Below are 17,787 nucleotides of genomic sequence, written 5' to 3' on the forward strand. Positions count from 1 at the left end.
GCGACTCACACTATCACTTTCTTGTAACGCTGTTAATCGATCGATTCAAGAATCCTAATTTCTCTTGCGAATCCCACGGCGATCGCAATCTTGTAACCAGAGTTGGATTGCTTTCCCGATCGAGCTTTCTCGACTCTCGCGGGGTGGAGTGATCGGCTGTCCTGGTGTCGTCGTGCCAATGCGGGTAAACATAAGCGGAAGTTGCCATCCTCGCTGGCTACGAGTGAGAAAGAGCCAGTGAAATTCTTGCAGTTCGACTGGCGTGTTTCCCACATATTCTCGTCCTAATGTCGTGATAAAGACTTGTTTGAGGGTTAGATCGGGAGGACGATCGGAATTGAGCGGCAGCGGTTCAAATTCGGGTCGTCCTGCCAAGATGACGGAGCTTCTCCGATTTCGAGTTAAGCGTTCTCGCACTGTAATGCGATTGGCATATCCTGGCAATTCAGGCAGCATTGCCCTGACGAGCGGTTCGATTTCGGTGGGGCAAGCGACACGAGTTGCAGCTTGGACAGGAAATTGAGAAACCGCGATCGCCCAAACACTCATGAGCGCCCAATAAGGTAAAGATTTCATCTTGAGACATCCAAGTGAATCAAACGATTAAGAGACAGAAGCCGCTTCGATCTCCTCACAAATTCGCTCAAACGCTGCCCCCGGATCATCTGCTGCCGTAATCGGTCTGCCAATGACTAAATACGTCGCTCCCGCCTTCATTGCCTGCCCCGGAGTCATGACCCGTTGCTGATCGCCAACAGCCGCCCATGCAGGACGCACCCCCGGACAAACCAAGACAAAATCCTTGCCACACACCTCGCGCAACTGTGTCACCTCATGAGGCGAACATACGGCTCCCCCTAATCCGCTCTCCTTCGCCAACATCGCCATTTCCAGCGCATACTCTGGCAATTCCAGCGGAATTTTTAACTCAAATGCCAGCGATCGCGCCGATAAACTCGTCAAAACGGTAATCGCAATTAGCTTCGGATCTGACCCCGGTGCTTTATTTGCCTCAATCGCACTTTGTGCGGCTTGCAAGGCTGCCTTTCCTGCTGTCGCGTGAACCGTAATCAAATCCACGCCATACCGAGCCGCCGCCGCGCAAGCTCCTGCTACCGTATTGGGAATATCGTGAAACTTCAGGTCGAGGAAGATCCGCTTCTCCCGCTCTTGCAAGACTTTGAGAATGTTGGAACCCGAACTGACAAACAATTCCAGCCCCACTTTCCAAAACGTGACTTGAGGCAAGCGATCGATGAGCGCGATCGCACTTTCCTCAGACGGGACATCTAACGGCACGATAATTCGATCGTTCATGGTACAAACCGCACAAATTTATTCTTTCCAAGCTGAAGCACTTTTCCGGTCAAAGTGTCTGGCGTTTCAAACAGCAGATCCGGACTGCTCATTTTCTCGCCGTCTAACTTGACGGCTCCGCCTTGAATTTGTCTCCGCGCTTCGGAACTGCTCTTACACAGTCCGGCGGCACTCACGAGATAAAACAATTTCGATGGAAATTGCAGCCCAGACAGCGAGAACTCTGGGACAGCATCGCTTTGGCTTCCACCACCTTGAATCAAACTTAAAGCAGCAGTTTGAGCTTCTAAAGCCTTGTCTTTCCCGTGATACTGGGTAACGATATCGAGGGCAAGAAGTTTTTGACGCTCTCTTGGATTCTCAGGCAGTTGGTCGAGGGGTAAGTCAGTCAAAAGCTCGAAATATTGAGCGATCGTCGAATCCGGGACTTTTTCCAATTTCGAGTACATGCTGAGCGGATCTTCTGACAGTCCTACATAATTGCCCAACGATTTCGACATTTTCTGAACGCCGTCTAATCCTGGCAAAATCGGCATTAATAATCCAAATTGCGGAGTCTGTCCAAAATGCCGCTGTAAATCACGTCCAACCGCCAAATTAAACTTCTGATCGGTTCCTCCTAATTCGACATCGGCTTCTAATGCAACCGAATCGTAGCCTTGCATCAACGGGTACAAAAATTCATGCAAATAAATCGCGGTTCCTTGCTTATACCGCTCGGCAAAGCCTTCTTTTGCCAGCATTTGCCCGACCGTCATCGTCGCTAACAGTTCTAGAATCTTAGCCAAATCCAACTTAGACAGCCATTCAGAGTTATAACGAATCTCTAAACGTCCCGGCGTATCAAAATCCAGAATCGGGCGCAACTGCTGCAAATACGTCTTTGCATTCGCGGCGACATCTTCTTCGGTCAACTGCTTCCGCACCTCGGATTTCCCTGTCGGATCGCCAATTCTTGCCGTAAAGTCCCCGATTAACAACACCGCAGTATGTCCGGCATCCTGAAACTGACGCAACTTGCGGTAGATAGTACTATGCCCCAAATGGATATCCGTTCCAGTAGGGTCAATTCCGAACTTAATCCGCAACGGACGCTCGCTTTTCTCCAAGCGAACCCGTAAATTTTCAGTCGGAAGATGAGAATCCGGCTGGTCTGGGAAAATCTCTGTCGTTCCCCGAAACAGCCAGTCAAGCGAGTTAGACATACTTTATACTTTTGAGAAAATCAACGACTGCATCTGTTCCGTAATCTACAATACTGACTCTGTGCCATTTTCAATCACTTGTTCGACCAATTACTATAGTTTTCATTTGGCTGAGCTTTCTTGAAACTTTGATCCATTTCAGCAAGTCTCAATTATCCTACTAGAGTTACGGAATCCTTACCCGGAAACGCTTGACTCATCCAAGCATCGAACCCCACTTTTACGAAAGAGAGTTTGCCGTGTCGTCTAACACCTTAAGACAAAAGCAGCGCCAACCTGAAACCACCCGAGAATTTGTTCAATCCATCGGCAAAGTGACAGGAGGAACGCTACTTGCGATTACGATGCTGTCAAGTTCGGTGATTGCAGGTGGACTGGTCGGACTTGCGATCAGTTTTCGCAACTTGCCTGACGTGCGATCGCTGCGAGGCTACAAACCGAGCGAAACCACTCATATTTACGATATCAAGGGCAAAATGCTTGCCAGTATTCACGGTGAGGCAAATCGAGAAGTGGTTCCCCTCAATGGAATTTCTCCTCATCTCAAACGGGCTGTGATTGCCATTGAAGATAGTTATTTCTATTCACACCGTGGGGTGAATGGCGGCGCGATCGCCCGAGCCACGATGGCGAATTTCACGACAGGACGCACGGTTGAAGGCGGCTCGACGCTGACCATGCAGCTTGTGAAAAACCTATTTCTGTCCCCGAAGCGTGCGATCAGCCGCAAAGTGGCAGAAGCCGTTCTATCTTTGCGAGTTGAGCAGATTTTCAAGAAAGACCAAATCTTGGAAATGTATCTAAACCAGATTTATTGGGGACATAACAACTACGGCGCTCAAACCGCTGCAAGAAGTTATTTTGGCAAAGATGTATCGAAGCTGAATCTAGCTGAATCTGCGATGATGGCAGGCTTGATTCAATCGCCGGAAGATCTCAGCCCCTTTGTCGATCTGAAAGCGGCAAAAGCCCGTCAAGGCGATGTGCTCAATCGGATGCGAGAACTGGGCTGGATTACGGCTGAAGAGGAAACTGCCGCTCGCAAACAGCCGATTAAACTTGGCAAAATCACCTCGTTCCAGACCAGTCAGATGCCCTATGTTACGAATGAGGTCACGAAAGAACTCACACGTAGATTCGGGCGCGATGCAGTGCTCAAAGGTGGGATGCGCATTCAAACCACGATCGACTCTAAGATGCAGCGGGCTGCTGAAGATACTGCCCGTCGATGGATTAGTACCTTGAATAACCAAGGGGTGTATGCCGACCAGATGGCGATCGTTTCAGTCGATCCCCGGACGCAGTTTATCAAAGCGATGGTGGGTGGAGTCGATGCGAAGAAGAGCGAATATAACCGGGCAACTCAAGCCCTTCGCCAACCTGGATCAGCCTTTAAACCGTTTGTGTACTACGCGGCTTTTGCCTCCGGCAGATATTCTCCCGATGCAACGATCCTAGATGCGCCAGTGGGATATCCAGATGGATATGAAATGTATTATCCGCAAAACTACGATCGTAGTTTTGGTGGAGCGATGACGCTACGCCGCGCGCTAGAGCAGTCGCGAAATGTCCCTGCGGTCAAGCTGGGTCAAGAAATCGGCTTAAATAAAGTCGTTGAGATCTGCCGAAGTATTGGTATCAAAAGCCCCATCGATCCTGTGATCTCTTTGCCATTAGGAGCCGTTGACCTGACGCCGCTAGAAATGGCGAGTGCGTATGCAACCTTCGCAAACAATGGCTGGTATTCAGATACGACCTTGATCGCCCAAGTTGCAGATAGCAGTGGCAATGTGATTTTAGACAACACGCCGAAACCAAGACTAGTGCTTGATTCCTGGGCATCTGCTGCTCTGAATGACACTCTACAAGGTGTAATCACGCGCGGAACAGCAACTGCAGCCCAAATTGGTCGTCCTGCTGCCGGAAAGACGGGAACAACTTCTTCAGAGCGCGATATTTGGTTTGTGGGATATGTGCCTCAGCTTGCAACAGCAGTTTGGGTCGGAAACGATAACTACTCGCAGCTAGGACAGGGTGCAACGGGAGGAACGTTTGTCGCTCCAATTTGGCGAGATTTTATGTCTCAAGCGTTGCAGGATGTACCTGTTGAGAAGTTCCGCCCCATGTCGGACTTTGAAAAACCGTAACAAATTCTTGGGGTTGGGCAGTTTGCCCGACCCGCTTTATTTGTCAATTTGGGATTTCATCCGATTCAAGGTTTGCTGCATTTGATCGAACATTTGCTGTGGAGTCATGCCAAACTGACCTAACTGAGTTTTCAGTTGCTCAACTGTCATCTGAGCAGAGAAATCTTCGGATAGCTCAAAGCGTTTCATAAAAACTTTGTAGCGATCCATAATGGCTTCCATCTGTTCGATGTACATGATTTTGCCTTCACGATCGAACTTGCCATAGCTGCTGCCTAGTTGGATTAGAGATTGATAATCCTGAAAAAGATTCTTAGCTTCTTCTTGAACGATCTCGGAATCAAAAAATGACATTGTCTTAAAATCACGAGAATACTTGAGTTCATTTTATTCACAAGGGCTGACACTCGTTAAGTAGTGGAAACACTACTTGGAACATTCATATGCACGATACAGAGATTGTCGTAATCGGGAGTGGAATTGGTGGACTGGTCGCAGGGGCATTATTGGCTCGATATGGAAAGTCGGTGGTGGTCTGTGAAAGCCATACTATTCCAGGCGGCGCAATTCACAGCTTTTCGCGGCAAGGATTTCATTTTGATTCTGGGGCATCGTTTTACTGCGGGTTGAGCGATGCCCATTCAGTCAATCCGCTGCGCCAAGTTTTAGCGGTGTTAGAAGAACCCGTCGCAGCGATTCCTTATGATCCGTTTGGTCATTATCATTTTCCAGATGCGACTCTCCCGGTGTATGGAAATTTAGAAAAATATCGATCGGCGATCGCGAACATTTCTCCTCAAGGTGCGATCGAGCTTGTCGAACTTGAAAAACGGTTTCTCAAACTCTACGAAGGCTTACGCGGAATTCCAACGCTCGCTCTACGCAGCGATTGGAAATTAGCCCCGCTTTTGTTGAGTCGTTATCTTCCTTCGTTGCTGAAATTGCTCCCGAATTTGGGGATGATTCAAGCTTCTGTTGGCGATTTGATGGATCAAACGGTTCGTGATCCTTGGGTGCGAAGACTCATCGATTTGGAATGTTTCCTATTGTCTGGATTAAAGGCTCACGGCACGATCGCGCCTGAAGTTGCCTTTATGTTTGGAGAGCGGACGAACTCTGTAATTGACTATCCGATTGGGGGAAGTGGCGCGATCGTCGATGCGCTGGTGCGAGGCTTGAAAAAATGGGGCGGATCGCTGCGATTGGGTACGCATGTCGAGAAAATTCTCGTGGAATCCGGCAAAGTTCGAGGCGTGCGGTTGCGAAATGGCGAAGAATTAAAATCAGCGATCGTCATCTCTAACGCCACAATTTGGGATACCTATTCGCAACTTTTAGATCCCCTGCCGAATACTCAAGACGCACTCAAAACGCCAGCGATCGAGAGTTTTATGCACTTACATCTTGGAATTCGTTCAGATGGTTTAGAAGGTTTGACAGGTCATCATGTGGTCGTGCATGACGATCGAGACATCACGACTCCTGGAAATACCTGCATGATTTCGATTCCCTCGGTTTGGGATGCGACGCTTGCTCCAGATGGGCATCACGTTGTTCATGCTTACACGTTAGAACCTTTTGAAGGTTGGGCGCGAAATGCCGAGTATGAGCAGAAAAAACATCAGCGATCGCAGTCGCTATTTCGTGCCGTTGAGAAAGTCATTCCAGATTTGAAATCCCGCATCGTCTTGGAACTGATTGGAACTCCGCTGACTCATGCGCGATATTTGCGACGATATCAAGGCACATACGGAGCCGGAATTCCTGCTGGACAAGGATTATTTCCGAGTTGTTATACGCCAATTGAGAATCTCTACCGAGTTGGAGATAGCACCATGCCCGGAATTGGTGTGCCTGCTGTTGCGGCTTCGGGAATTCTCTGCGCGAATACACTCGTCGATCCGGCTCAAACACTTGAATTGGTTGATTTACTTTGACTTTTTTTCTTCAATTTCGAGGTGAAATTGCTGCGCTGATGGCTGCTTTGATCTGGGCAACTGCCTCGATCGTCTATACGGGCGTTGGACGGCAAATCAAGCCGCTGGCTTTGAATTTCACCAAGGGCTGGATTGCGATCGTTTTGCTCATCCTGACCTTACTCCTCACTCAGCGGAATATTCCCTCGATCGATCCTGCTCATTTTCTCCTGCTCTTTCTCAGCGGCACGATCGGCATTGGCTTCGGTGACACTGCCTATTTCAACGCGCTCAATTGCATCGGCGCAAGAAGAACCCTTTTATTTGAAACTCTTGCACCTCCTATGTCTGCTGTGTTTGCCCTGCTTTTTCTCAAAGAGCAGATTTCAACCACGGCTTGGCTTGGGATTGGATTGACGATTGTCGGAGTCGTTTGGGTGATCTTAGAACGGGCTTCTGATGTTCACGAAAATTTCCGTCCGCTTCGGGGCAGTCTATTCGGACTGCTAGCCGCGATCGGACAGGCAACAGGTGCCGTTATGTCAAGAGCCGCACTGGTCAGTTCTGAAATTGACTCACTCTGGAGTACATTAATTCGGCTTTTAGGCGGTACGATCGCACTGCTCATCTGGATCTTGCTGCAACGCCAATCGGTTGAACTGGTTAAACCCGTACAAAATCGTCGATTGTTTGTCGTGATTGCAACAACGGGATTCGTGAGTACTTATTTAGGAATTTTACTTCAGCAAACGTCTCTGAAATTCGCTGCAACCGGAATCGCACAAGCCTTGAGTAGTACCAGTCCCTTATTTGTCATACCCTTAACTCGGATTTTGGGCGATCGCGTTAGCATACGATCTGTCATGGGTGTCCTGATTGCGCTGTTGGGAGTGGGTTTATTGTTTCAGCGTCAATGATTTTAATCACTGGTAGGTAACAGGTGATGCTGGGTAACATTTACAACGTGATACGATGCCGTGTAACAATGTCTTTCATAAATCTATAGAACAACATTCAGTGATTTTGCTAACGCAGATATTCAGAACTGCATAGTATCTCTAGAGGAGGAAAGCTACGGGACTAACACGGGGTCGCTACGATTTCAATTCCTAGCAACGTCAATGTTTGAGGAAAGAGTTGTTTATGCAAGTTTTGTTAGTGGTTTCGGGATTATTTTACGTAGCCGTGATGCCAGTTCTCTTCATTAGCTGGCTCGAATTTTTCCGTCATGATCAAGATGATTTAACCAAGAAAGAGCAACGGATATCAGGCTTAGTGATTGCGATCGCGTGTCTATTTTGGGTCATCGTTCTCCCCTTCGCTTACTTAGAACTTCTGGATAAATTTAAGCGTTCTAGCCGTGCCGCAAGACTCTATCAAAAAATGTTAACGGCTCCGAAAATCCAATCCTTAACGCCACCCGAAGATTTTCCCTGTTCTAATTTCTCGAACAACTGAGTGACATTTGCAACCAATCTGTATCTCGTGAGAGAAGACAAAGCGGCTGCATTTAGAAAATACTAAAGGTGGAAATGGAAGAAATTTGCTGTCAAGAACAATACAATATGTGAGGAAAATGGTACGCTCCAGTACCAGTTGTTATAATGGCAATGATTCTGCTACCGAGGCTGACTCGCTTACGTCCCTCGTTTTGTCTTATAAGTAGCAGTTCTTTCTCGCATGTCCGTATTAAATTAGCCAACAGCAAGATCAAACCAGAGTACCTGGTTTTTTGTTGTGGGTGCTTTTGTCAACACTTTAGGGAAGTCAATCTGTGGGTCGCTTAATTTGAATCTAAGCCCTTTTTAGGGTGCTTGAATTCAAAACGGAGGAACCAATTTTTGGGGCGAATCTCAAACACCCGTTTGAGAAAGACACCTTCCAGTCTTAGCCCGTCAGCTAACTCCGTCAGCATTGGGAGGATTCTCCAGAACGCAGTTCTCTGCGATTATGGTGTCCTGAATTTCGATCGTCTATCTGCGATCGTCAAAAATCCCTCACCCACCTCTCAGCCCTGTGTAGTTAGGAGAGGTTTCAAACTCGTGAATATTCATTCGATGCTCGTACGGCTCCAAGGCACGCTTGGACGGACTGATTTGGTTCAGAAAATGCTGCTGATGGCAGGTACAAGTCATGCCGAGGAGCCAGAAATCAATCTGGTCGTTGGTTATTCTCATTCGCCGAGTAGTCAGACGGCGCTGGATCTGACATTATGGATTGCTCACCAAACACGCTTGGCAACGGGTAAACAGGTGACGGTTCAAGTCGTGTATGTGATTGATGATGGCGTGATGAACCGGATTCCGGTTTTTAATAGCACCTCGAAACGCTCGAAAAAAGAAGCGGGAAATGAGTGGCAGACCAGCCGAACTGCGATCGCGGAATTAGAAACGATGGCAAGTCCGCAGTTTGGGATGGCGGAACTGTTTGAGCAAGCCGATCGCATCTTATGGAATGCGCGCTGTATGGCGGAAGAATGGCGCGGTTCCCTGAAGACGCATTTGCGGTTTGGGCGTGTTGCAAAAGAGTTGAAGGAAGTTGTCGAGGCTGAGAAGGCTTCGCTGTTGATTTTGGGATGTGATACAGGCGACCATCCGCTGGTGAGGCAATTGGGGGTGCAGTTCCCCTGTCCAGTGTTGGGAATTCCGTCTGTGTTGGAAGATTAGGGTGAACCATCGGCGATCGCGGAGATTTAGACGATCGCCTGGTTCAAAAAGTAAGCTTAGTTCCCCAACGAAAGGTATGGTTTTTAGTGGCGTTGGGGTAGCAGCTCAGAACTTATGACAGGAAAAATATTAGCGATCGCGGTGGGTGATCAGGGTCAGTTCGCGCAGTTAGTGACGGTACTGATTATTTTGCTGTTGGTGGCGACGATTGTGGCATTGCTGTCGCGACGGTTAAGAGTGCCTTATGTGACGGGATTGGTGCTGGCAGGAGTCGCGATCGCGGAATTTCTGCCTCGAAAAGTTGGATTAGATTCAGCGCTGATTATTAATTTGTTTCTGCCCATTTTGCTGTTTGAGGCAGCGATTAATACTGATATTAGTCGGTTAAGAAGTACGCTGAAGCCGATTTTGCTGCTCGCAGGTCCGGGTGTGCTGATCGCAGTTGGAATTACGGCGATCGGACTAAAATTTGGCTTGGCATTGGAGTGGATTCCAGCGCTGTTGGTTGGAGTGATTTTGGCGATTACGGACACAGTGTCGGTGATTGCCGTGTTTAAAGAGGTGGAAGTTCCCTCCAAACTGATCACGATCGTCGAAGGAGAAAGCCTATTTAACGACGGCATTGCGCTGGTGCTGTTCAGTTTGGTTTTGAAATTTAATTCGACTGGTAGCCTTGCGCTGACTGATGGGATTCGCGAGTTGGTGGTCGTGATTGTTGGCGGACTCGCGGTTGGCTTGGTTCTGGGGTATTTGGGAGTGGAATTGTATTTGCAATCCGAAGATGATCCACTCAGCAGTATTTTGTTGACTGTGGCGATCGCGCTGAGTGCATTTCAATTAGGTCAATTTCTGCATGTTTCGGGTGTGGTAGCAGTCGTGATTGCGGGTTTGATGTTGGGAAACTTGGAGCGATCGCGCAAGGTTTCGGCATCGAGTCGGATCACGGTACTGAGCTTTTGGGAGTATGCGGGATTCGGAGTCAATACGTTTATTTTTCTGCTGATTGGATTAGAGCTGCGATTAGATACGTTGGGGCGAATTTTGCCTGCGGTCTTGCTGGCTGTGTTGGCATATCAGATTGGGCGGATGTTGGCAGTGTATCCCCTACTCGCATTGGTAGGAGTGTTTGATCGACCCATTCCGCTCAAGTGGCAACACGTGCTGTTTTTGGGCAATATTAAAGGCTCGTTGTCGATGGCTTTGGTGTTAAGTTTGCCATCGAGTATTCCGGGGCGAGAATCGCTGATTGCGATCGTGTTTGGGTCGGTGTTGTTATCGCTGGTTGTGCAAGGGGTGGGATTGCCGTTTATTGTTCAACGATTGAAGTTGGCTCATCGTTCCGAGGTGCAAGAGTGGGTCGAAGGATTGCAATCGCAGTTAATGACGGCAAAAGCAGCGCAGGATGAACTCGACACCTTGCTCAAAAGTGGGGTTTTGCCGAAGTCAGTATATGAGGAATTGCGATCGAGCTATCAAATTAAAGTGGCAGCGGCCGAGCGATCGCTGCGAGATTTTTACAATCGTCGCTCGGAGAAATCTACTGTCCTTACCTTTCAGGCATCTCGGTTTGATGCAGTGAAGCGACGGTTGTTATTAGCGGAAAAAAATGCCTTGAATGATGCGTTGCGTAAGCGAATTTTGTCTGAGGAAGTTGTGAAAGGCAGATTGAAAGCGATCGATGAGCAGTTGTTGAAGGTTGAGGATGATTGACGCTAAAGCTGCATTAACGGATGATAGCGAATGCTGTCTGTAATTTTATTGTGTTATGACTTCTGCGAACCCGTACAGTGAAGCGATCGCGCTTCATGTCACCGATGCTCACCACGATCTTGTGATTCAGCGCCCGAGTGCGGGACTGGCGTTGCAAGGTCGAATTCGGGTTCCAGGAGATAAATCGATTTCGCATCGGGCGTTAATGTTGGGCGCTTTGGCTCAAGGCGAAACCGTTATTCACGGATTGCTTTTAGGAGAAGATCCAAGAAGCACAGCTAGTTGTTTTCGGGCGATGGGAGCCGAAATCTCGGAGTTGAACACGGAAGAGGTGCGAGTCAAGGGAATTGGACTGGGCAATTTAGTCGAGCCTGTGGATGTTTTAGATGCGGGAAATTCTGGCACAACCTTACGATTAATGCTCGGAATTTTGGCATCGCATCCGGATCGATTTTTTACCGTAACCGGAGATGGATCATTGCGATCGCGTCCGATGTCTCGTGTCGTGAAACCCCTTCAGCAAATGGGCGCACAGATTTGGGGACGCAAGCAAAATTCGCTCGCGCCTTTAGCCATTCAGGGGCAGGTTTTGAAACCGATTCATTACCATTCGCCGATCGCGTCTGCTCAAGTGAAATCCTGCGTTTTACTTGCTGGATTAATGACGCAAGGAAAAACAACCGTCACCGAGCCAGCCTTGTCGCGCGATCATAGTGAACGGATGCTGCGGGCGTTTGGAGCAGATTTAACCGTTGACCCTGAAACCAATAGTGTGACCGTAACCGGACAGTCTCAATTGACCGGGCAGACGGTTGTTGTGCCGGGAGATATTAGCTCAGCCGCATTTTGGCTCGTTGCAGGGGCGATCGTACCTGGGTCAGATTTGACGATCGAGAATGTTGGGGTGAATCCAACCCGAACGGGTGTCTTAGAAATTCTCGAGCGCATGGGAGCTGATATTACCTTGGAAAATCAGCGGGAAGTTGCAGGCGAACCTGTAGCAGATTTGCGGGTGCGGCATAGTGCATTGAAAGCTTGTGAAATCTCAGGCGATGTGATTCCAAGATTGATTGATGAGATTCCAATTCTGGCAGTGGCAGCGGCATTTGCCGAGGGAACCACGATTGTTAAAGATGCGGAAGAGTTACGTGTGAAAGAGAGCGATCGCATTACTGTGATGGCGACGCAGCTAAATCAGATGGGAGCTTCGGTTCGAGAACTCCCGGATGGAATGGAAATTACAGGTGGAACGCCTCTGAAAGGGGCTGAAGTGGATAGCTATACGGATCATCGGATTGCGATGAGTTTAGCGATCGCGGCGTTGAATGCTGCGGGAACGACGACGATTCATCGGGCAGAGGCGGCAGCGATTTCGTATCCAGATTTCACGCCGACATTGCAGCGGGTTACGGGGTTAGGTTGATAAATTTTCGGAGAATCTCGGAAATTGCTTCCACCTGTAAATTTCGGGTTGATTTGTCGATCTCACTCTCCCGCACAGGGTTTTAAACCCCGTGCTAACTGTGCAAAGTCCCTGAACGGACTGAATCGCTATATTCTGGTAGTCTCTTTAGAGACTTCGCACGGTTAGACCGTGATTTTCAATCACGGGCGGGAAAGCGCAATCAATGATCAACCCAAAATTTACAGGTGGAATTGCTTTACGCAGCGGTGAGTGCTGCGATCGCTTCAACCTCGATTTTCAACCCTGGCACAAAAAGGCTCTCGACTTGTACAAGGGAACTTGCAGGCAAGTGCTGTTCAAAGTAGCGAAATAAAACAGTTCTAAGCTGACTCAGTTGTCCTAGCTCGGTAACGAATATCGTGACTTTGAGTAATCCTTGAAAGCTCGTCTTTTCTGCTTCGAGAATGCCTTGCATCTGTTCGAGAATCACTTCAGCCTGAGCGATTAGATCTTCGTCTTGTGCAGGCGTATTGAACGCGGTTAAGCCCGAAATAAACAGTAAGTCACCGTGGCGTACGGTATGCACATACGCACCTAGGGGTCTGTCGAGATGAGGATAATTTTTGCGTTCAATCTGCATTGGTTTGGAAGGGCATCTCCTTGTTCAACTGTTGAATCGCTTCATCCATTTGACGTTTACGATCGCATTCTTGCGCGATCGCTCTCAAAACTCGTTCTGTAATTTGATCAGGCGTTTCATCAGGCTGGATCAAGATATGAATGTCGGCTTGAGCATAGCGCGATCGACGTTCAGATAAAAGCTGGTTTAAACGTGATCCTAAGTCTTGCTGCTGAAGTAAAGGGCGAGTCGTGTCATCACTCAGACGCTTTTGGATCTGCTCAACGGGTAAATCTAACCAAACAATTACGCCATGCTTCAAATAGCTCCAATTATCTGGAGCCACAACAATTCCGCCTCCGGTTGCAACAACCTTTCTCAACCGTGAAGAAACCTGAGATAGCGTCGCCGTTTCGAGTTGCCGAAAAATGCTTTCTCCAGATTCAGCAAAAATGGTCGAAACACTTTGCCCAGTCGCTTGCTCGATAAACATATCCGTATCGAGAAATTCGTAGTTCAAGCGCTGTGCTAATAATTGCCCGATCGTCGTTTTTCCCACTCCCATCATGCCAATGAGAAAAACACTCACCCCGTTTAACATTTAGAACTCTTCCTCATCCAAATTTCGAGTCGGTGGTTTGATCACCTTATAGTCTGCATCCACAACGTCCGGCGGTGTAGTAGGTTCGCGATAGGTGTAGGAGTACGACGACCCAGATCGTGTTTCTGTAGTCGGTTCTTGACGCTTCTCGAACTCTTGCCGAGGACGATTGCGCGGTGTCTCTCCCCAATCATCACTCCCATCACTAAACCAATCGTCCGCATCCTCGCTTTTCGAGGGAGGGGATTGTTGACCGTAGGTGTAAACGCCTGCGGGTTTTGTCGATTGCCGAACCGTTTTACGTTCTGATCGACGCGCTGCAAATCGTGTTAATCCAAACAGGAAGTTGATGATGATTGTCGTTGCAATCCCAAGCGCGATCGCACCTAAAATCCACAACGACAGTGGCATCGTGGGAGATCGCACTCCTAGAAATACGATCGACATCGGCACTGTTGAATTTGACAGCGTGAAGATAACCAGAATGCCTGCTACCGCAAGGATAAAGACAAAGCGTAAAAGAGCCATGAGCAAAACCCACGATCTACGCTATCAGCTTAGCGTATTGAGCTTATGTCCAGTACAGAATTTTCCCATGTGGAAATCGCCGTGCTAATTCTCGCTCAAAGAACTGTCGCAATTCGCGCATCGTCTTCGCATCGTATACATATTTCATGCCACCGAATTTATTCCGCTTCACGACTCGCGCAGACTCATCGAGATCTAACTTCGTATTCGGATACCAACTTAGGAGGACTTGCTTCGAGCCAGGTGTAAAGCGATGAGAAATCAGTTCAAAGGTCAAGTCACAATCGAAGTCAATCAGCTCAGACATGCGATCGAGTAACTGTGTGTAATGCGCTTGCCAATCATCGATCGGCATAATCGGTGCGATCACAATGCCTAAAGGATAACCGCCTTCTAAACCTAATCGTCTCAGGGCTTGCAAGCGCTCCTCGACAGAAGCTGTGCCGCCTTCTAAGCGCTGACTCACGGGTGCAGCATTCACGCTGACTCGACAGCGCGTATGTCCATTGTGAGGCAGATCTAATAAGCCTTCCACATGACTGAACTTAGAAACCCATCTCAGATAGCCATCTTGGCGTGTACCGAAGTAACGAATACACTCGGCTAAGCTGCCCGTGAGATGCTCAATCCCCAGCGGATCAGTGTAGCAACTCACTTCATAGCTCGTCTCACGATTAGGATGCTCGTATCGAGCTAAGTTATCCAAAATCTGAGGGAGATTTGCATACACTCGAATCACAGGTGGCCCTGATAAACTGCCAGCGAGATAACAATACTGGCAATGCGCAGGGCAGCCTTCTGCAAGATGAAACTGCCAATCGGCAGAAGGTGGGATCGGACTGAGCTTGAGTTGACTTTGAGGAGCGGTGACGATCGCTAACGTTCGTTTCGCAATGCTGTAGGTCTCACGATCATCTTCTCCACGCAAGCCAGTCAAACGGTTTTTGGGAAGTTCTTCAATCGGTAAATCTAAGCTTTGAACTCGCTCTAAAATCTGTTGTCCCCACGGTTCATCTAATGCAGCGGGTGTAAAGAGAACTCGATCAGGCATCCAAAGCTTCGATTCGCGGGCTAAAACGGGACTCGCTACCATGCTGATTCATGCTTGCTACTTCTCTATTATGGCAAGGCTAAATTCAGCGAGGGTGGCGGGTTTTACGCCAGTTTGATCAGGTGGTTCCACACTTGTTTGAGGGCGCAATTGACGGCAATTTTTTCAGCGATCGAACAATCTGCTTTTTCAAACAAAGGTGCAAGCTGTTTGGCTTCGATCAAACTAAAGCCATAGCTGCTTAGTTGCTGAGTATAAATTTGCTCACACACCGGATTGCGTCCTTGAGTCAGTAACTCTAAGTACTCTGTGTCTGACATTTCTAAATCGACAACGATTGACATTTCCTTCTCCGTGAATCGCTGCGTATAGCATATCAGGGATCGCTTCATCTCTCTAAAGACTGAAGAAAGGGTTCGATGATCAAGATAATTTCTCGGGCTGTTCTTCTCTTAACGGCGATAGCTGCGTGACAGGTCAAAACTTACGGTTGCACAATTTCCGAGTCCGCCTCATGAATCCTGTATTAAATCGATGAGAATGATTAGGCTGATTGCAAAAATATTCTGCTAAAATCTAAACGCTCTCACCCGATTGGGGGATTGATAACAACCTTTTAGTAGAAATGTTAAAGCTGATGCTTCATGGAAATTGTTCTAAGAAATGTCTGGGTTGAGTAAAAGATCATTCTGATCATTGAGCAGGGGAATACTCCCGTTCGTCTGCTAGGATAAGTGCAGCTATTTTGTATCACATACTACAAAATTAGAGACGCTTTCCAGAGCGTTTTTGATCATCTGACCAACCTTACTGCACTTAATATTCTTCTAGCCGGAAAAAAGTCTGAGGCTGTAGGTTCGATTGCAGTCAGCGATCGAGATGTGTCAGGAATGAGGATGAGATCACAATCTATCTGCTTTGACCATCGATCAGATTGGCAATTGAACTCCAAACTCCAAGGCTATCACTCAGACAAATTGGGATTGTCTTGCTTTCTCCGAAATTTTCCGCAATTGGCAATGATAATGCCTAGCCCAGTGTAACTCTATTCGACGGTAGCTCTCCAAATCATGGACATTCAAACGATGGATGCTCAACGCCCCTTCACCCTGCAAGACATTTACCGATTCTTCCAAACGCCGCAGGTGATTTTCCTCAATCAGCAATTGACGGTTTGTTACCTGTTGTCGATCTTGGTTGAAAGCGACTCTTATGGGACTGAGTTTGTTCAGTCTTTAAAACAGAACTATCCGGGCTATCGACTCTCTGACACAATTTTGCAAAGTTCGCTGCGGTTTCTAGAGAAAGAAGGACTCGTCAGTAGTTATTGGAAAAAGCCAGAAAAGCGAGGTCGTCCACGCCGAATGTATCAGCTTTCCTCCTCAGCTCGACCCCAAGCCGAGGAACTTTCTACGCTGTGGCGGGAGTACGTGCTAAACCATCCGATCGAGACAGGAGATTCTTAGGGAGAAGGAGTCGGAGTTGGGTATGCGATGGGTTTAGGCGCTGCCAAAATTTGAGCGATGTCAGCCTGCTGTTGCAATTGCTGCGTTGAAGAAACTAGACCACTTAAACCATTGATCAGGCGCTTCAGATTGTCTCTTAACTGCGGATCACCGGTCAGTTCATCTAAGTCAGAGGTGATTTTCTGAGTGTTTTCAAAGGTTGCCCGTGCTGAATCTAATGTTTGTTGAAGCATGGTGATATTTGCGGGGTTGTTTAAGGTCACGGAGATATCCCGCAAGTTTGCAGAGGTTTGCACGGCATTCGCAGACAGGGTTTCTAAGTTGTTGATGAGCTGACTGCTTTCAACTCGGTTCAAAATCGGGCTGAGCCGAACGACGCTCGTGCGAAGCTCACTACTCGTTGCACTGAGATTGTCTAAGGTGGAAACGAGGGTCGATCGATTCGCGGCAATCAGATCATTAATTTGAGTAATGGTTAAAGTTGCTCGATCGGCTGTATTACTAATGGATCTGGCAGTTGCTGAAAATGTGCCAACTTCTTGACGTGCAGACTTAACTAAGCCCGTCACTTCGCGGCTCAGTTGAGCAATTTCCGCTGCTGCAACACTACTATTTTTGGTCAGAGCATTGATGTTGCCTGTAAATTGCGGATTGCTATACACATCTGCAAATTTGATCGTCGCTCGAATGAGTTCGTCAGTGCTAATTCCCATCACTCCTTGAATGCGAGAGTTTTCACACAGAATTAAATCTCGATTGCAATCTCGATCCAAGGGTTTACCTGGTTCAGCAGTCGCTACGAGATCTTTGAGTGGCGAAATGTCTAAAACAGTCTCCCCGAGTAGCCCGGTTTGATTCACACTCAACGTTGAGTCTCTGGGAATCACTAAATCCGCTGGTGCAATTTCTAGCTTCACTTCGACTCCATTTGCGCCAGCTGCAATGTTAGAGATTCTCCCGACATTGACTCCTCGGTAACGGACTGGACTCCCGACCTGAACGCCGTTGATTGTCTCGAATTCTGCTACTACGGTAAAACTTCGATTAGCAGGATTCAGTCCCTTCAGCCAGAGCACTAGACCGCCAAACAGTCCCACGCCTGCCAAAATCATTAAGCCTACTGATCCTTCTCGAACCGTTCGCGATCGCATAACCC

General features: G+C 48.0%; 18 protein-coding genes and 1 riboswitch. Of the genes, 8 read left to right on the plus strand and 10 right to left on the minus strand.

The genetic code is table 11. The annotated features are described in order from the left end of the window. Positions 1-54: 54 nt before the first annotated feature. The 3 genes from LEPBO_RS0126265 to tyrS are packed head-to-tail and all read right to left on the minus strand — an operon-like array spanning position 55 to position 2,522. The gene (locus tag LEPBO_RS0126265) at positions 55-576 is read right to left on the minus strand and encodes a hypothetical protein (protein ID WP_017290571.1); all 522 of its coding nucleotides are present in this window, start codon (positions 574-576) and stop codon (positions 55-57) included. Between the two features lie 27 nt (positions 577-603). Further along, positions 604-1,317 (minus strand): orotidine-5'-phosphate decarboxylase, encoded by a 714-nt coding sequence (gene pyrF, locus LEPBO_RS0126270; RefSeq protein WP_017290572.1) that lies wholly within the window; start codon positions 1,315-1,317, stop codon positions 604-606. Next, positions 1,314-2,522 carry a tyrosine--tRNA ligase gene (tyrS, locus tag LEPBO_RS0126275; protein WP_017290573.1) on the minus strand — a complete coding sequence of 403 codons (1,209 nt, stop codon included), beginning with the start codon at positions 2,520-2,522 and terminating at the stop codon, positions 1,314-1,316. Before tyrS ends, pyrF begins: the two co-directional genes overlap by 4 nt. 239 nt (positions 2,523-2,761) lie before the next feature. Here tyrS and LEPBO_RS0126280 point away from each other — a divergent pair, with 239 nt between their 5' ends. Beyond that, positions 2,762-4,669 carry a transglycosylase domain-containing protein gene (locus LEPBO_RS0126280; protein ID WP_017290574.1) on the plus strand — a complete coding sequence of 636 codons (1,908 nt, stop codon included), beginning with the start codon at positions 2,762-2,764 and terminating at the stop codon, positions 4,667-4,669. Positions 4,670-4,705: 36 nt separating this feature from the next. On the opposite strand, the gene LEPBO_RS0126285 is transcribed toward LEPBO_RS0126280, so the two are convergent. After that, on the minus strand, positions 4,706-5,023 hold the full coding sequence (locus tag LEPBO_RS0126285) for a DUF1825 family protein (RefSeq protein WP_017290575.1): 318 nt from the start codon (positions 5,021-5,023) through the stop codon (positions 4,706-4,708). 89 nt (positions 5,024-5,112) lie between these two features. On the opposite strand from LEPBO_RS0126285, the gene LEPBO_RS0126290 reads away from it, so the two are divergent. From LEPBO_RS0126290 to aroA, 6 genes are all read left to right on the plus strand, one after another. Then, positions 5,113-6,606, plus strand: a complete 1,494-nt coding sequence (locus LEPBO_RS0126290) for a phytoene desaturase family protein (RefSeq protein WP_017290576.1) — start codon at positions 5,113-5,115, stop codon at positions 6,604-6,606. Continuing rightward, on the plus strand, positions 6,603-7,502 hold the full coding sequence (locus tag LEPBO_RS0126295; RefSeq protein ID WP_017290577.1) for a DMT family transporter: 900 nt from the start codon (positions 6,603-6,605) through the stop codon (positions 7,500-7,502). The genes LEPBO_RS0126290 and LEPBO_RS0126295 overlap by 4 nt, the downstream gene beginning before the upstream one ends. A 226-nt stretch (positions 7,503-7,728) precedes the next feature. Continuing rightward, entirely contained in the window at positions 7,729-8,043 is a 315-nt protein-coding gene (locus tag LEPBO_RS40375; protein WP_017290578.1) for a hypothetical protein, read from the plus strand. Between the two features lie 343 nt (positions 8,044-8,386). Continuing rightward, positions 8,387-8,511, plus strand: a riboswitch (cyclic di-AMP (ydaO/yuaA leader). A gap of 116 nt (positions 8,512-8,627) precedes the next feature. After that, positions 8,628-9,251, plus strand: coding sequence for a universal stress protein (locus LEPBO_RS0126310; protein ID WP_197693233.1), 624 nt, complete (start codon positions 8,628-8,630; stop codon positions 9,249-9,251). A gap of 114 nt (positions 9,252-9,365) precedes the next feature. After that, a complete protein-coding gene (locus LEPBO_RS0126315; RefSeq protein WP_017290581.1) occupies positions 9,366-10,961 on the plus strand; it encodes a cation:proton antiporter in 1,596 nt (531 codons plus the stop codon). 55 nt (positions 10,962-11,016) lie between these two features. After that, positions 11,017-12,384 carry a 3-phosphoshikimate 1-carboxyvinyltransferase gene (aroA, locus tag LEPBO_RS0126320; protein ID WP_017290582.1) on the plus strand — a complete coding sequence of 456 codons (1,368 nt, stop codon included), beginning with the start codon at positions 11,017-11,019 and terminating at the stop codon, positions 12,382-12,384. Positions 12,385-12,622: 238 nt separating this feature from the next. Here the strand turns inward: aroA and LEPBO_RS0126325 are convergent, their stop codons facing one another. The 5 genes from LEPBO_RS0126325 to LEPBO_RS0126345 all read right to left on the minus strand — a co-directional run bounded on the left by LEPBO_RS0126325 (position 12,623) and on the right by LEPBO_RS0126345 (position 15,509). Continuing rightward, complete coding sequence (locus tag LEPBO_RS0126325) at positions 12,623-13,006, minus strand: RidA family protein (protein ID WP_017290583.1); 384 nt, start codon at positions 13,004-13,006, stop codon at positions 12,623-12,625. Continuing rightward, positions 12,996-13,574: a shikimate kinase gene (locus LEPBO_RS0126330; RefSeq protein ID WP_239741228.1), complete on the minus strand. Its 579-nt coding sequence runs from the start codon at positions 13,572-13,574 to the stop codon at positions 12,996-12,998. The genes LEPBO_RS0126325 and LEPBO_RS0126330 overlap by 11 nt, the downstream gene beginning before the upstream one ends. 12 nt (positions 13,575-13,586) lie before the next feature. Next, positions 13,587-14,114, minus strand: coding sequence for a LapA family protein (locus tag LEPBO_RS0126335; RefSeq protein WP_017290585.1), 528 nt, complete (start codon positions 14,112-14,114; stop codon positions 13,587-13,589). A gap of 43 nt (positions 14,115-14,157) precedes the next feature. Beyond that, the gene (locus LEPBO_RS0126340) at positions 14,158-15,207 is read right to left on the minus strand and encodes a spore photoproduct lyase family protein (RefSeq protein ID WP_017290586.1); all 1,050 of its coding nucleotides are present in this window, start codon (positions 15,205-15,207) and stop codon (positions 14,158-14,160) included. A gap of 62 nt (positions 15,208-15,269) precedes the next feature. Then, entirely contained in the window at positions 15,270-15,509 is a 240-nt protein-coding gene (locus tag LEPBO_RS0126345) for a hypothetical protein (protein WP_017290587.1), read from the minus strand. 726 nt (positions 15,510-16,235) lie between these two features. Between LEPBO_RS0126345 and LEPBO_RS0126350 the strand changes: the two genes are divergently transcribed. Continuing rightward, positions 16,236-16,631: a PadR family transcriptional regulator gene (locus LEPBO_RS0126350; RefSeq protein WP_197693232.1), complete on the plus strand. Its 396-nt coding sequence runs from the start codon at positions 16,236-16,238 to the stop codon at positions 16,629-16,631. On the opposite strand, the gene LEPBO_RS0126355 is transcribed toward LEPBO_RS0126350, so the two are convergent. Next, on the minus strand, positions 16,628-17,782 hold the full coding sequence (locus tag LEPBO_RS0126355) for an MlaD family protein (protein WP_017290589.1): 1,155 nt from the start codon (positions 17,780-17,782) through the stop codon (positions 16,628-16,630). The two genes, LEPBO_RS0126350 and LEPBO_RS0126355, sit on opposite strands and share 4 nt — an antisense overlap. Positions 17,783-17,787: the final 5 nt, after the last annotated feature.

The sequence above is a fragment of the Leptolyngbya boryana PCC 6306 genome, from assembly GCF_000353285.1.
GTDB classification, from domain to species: Bacteria; Cyanobacteriota; Cyanobacteriia; order Leptolyngbyales; family Leptolyngbyaceae; genus Leptolyngbya; species Leptolyngbya boryana.

Bases quoted from the DNA above. Each gene is read 5' to 3' on its own strand.
- aroA (WP_017290582.1), top strand. From the start codon at position 11,017: ATGACTTCTGCGAACCCGTACAGTGAAGCGATCGCGCTTCATGTCACC.
- LEPBO_RS0126290 (WP_017290576.1), top strand. From the start codon at position 5,113: ATGCACGATACAGAGATTGTCGTAATCGGGAGTGGAATTGGTGGACTG.
- LEPBO_RS0126265 (WP_017290571.1), bottom strand. From the start codon at position 576: ATGAAATCTTTACCTTATTGGGCGCTCATGAGTGTTTGGGCGATCGCG.
- LEPBO_RS0126350 (WP_197693232.1), top strand. From the start codon at position 16,236: ATGGACATTCAAACGATGGATGCTCAACGCCCCTTCACCCTGCAAGAC.
- LEPBO_RS40375 (WP_017290578.1), top strand. From the start codon at position 7,729: ATGCAAGTTTTGTTAGTGGTTTCGGGATTATTTTACGTAGCCGTGATG.
- LEPBO_RS0126325 (WP_017290583.1), bottom strand. From the start codon at position 13,006: ATGCAGATTGAACGCAAAAATTATCCTCATCTCGACAGACCCCTAGGT.
- LEPBO_RS0126335 (WP_017290585.1), bottom strand. From the start codon at position 14,114: ATGGCTCTTTTACGCTTTGTCTTTATCCTTGCGGTAGCAGGCATTCTG.
- LEPBO_RS0126285 (WP_017290575.1), bottom strand. From the start codon at position 5,023: ATGTCATTTTTTGATTCCGAGATCGTTCAAGAAGAAGCTAAGAATCTT.
- LEPBO_RS0126345 (WP_017290587.1), bottom strand. From the start codon at position 15,509: ATGTCAATCGTTGTCGATTTAGAAATGTCAGACACAGAGTACTTAGAG.
- tyrS (WP_017290573.1), bottom strand. From the start codon at position 2,522: ATGTCTAACTCGCTTGACTGGCTGTTTCGGGGAACGACAGAGATTTTC.
- LEPBO_RS0126315 (WP_017290581.1), top strand. From the start codon at position 9,366: ATGACAGGAAAAATATTAGCGATCGCGGTGGGTGATCAGGGTCAGTTC.
- LEPBO_RS0126340 (WP_017290586.1), bottom strand. From the start codon at position 15,207: ATGGTAGCGAGTCCCGTTTTAGCCCGCGAATCGAAGCTTTGGATGCCT.
- pyrF (WP_017290572.1), bottom strand. From the start codon at position 1,317: ATGAACGATCGAATTATCGTGCCGTTAGATGTCCCGTCTGAGGAAAGT.
- LEPBO_RS0126355 (WP_017290589.1), bottom strand. From the start codon at position 17,782: ATGCGATCGCGAACGGTTCGAGAAGGATCAGTAGGCTTAATGATTTTG.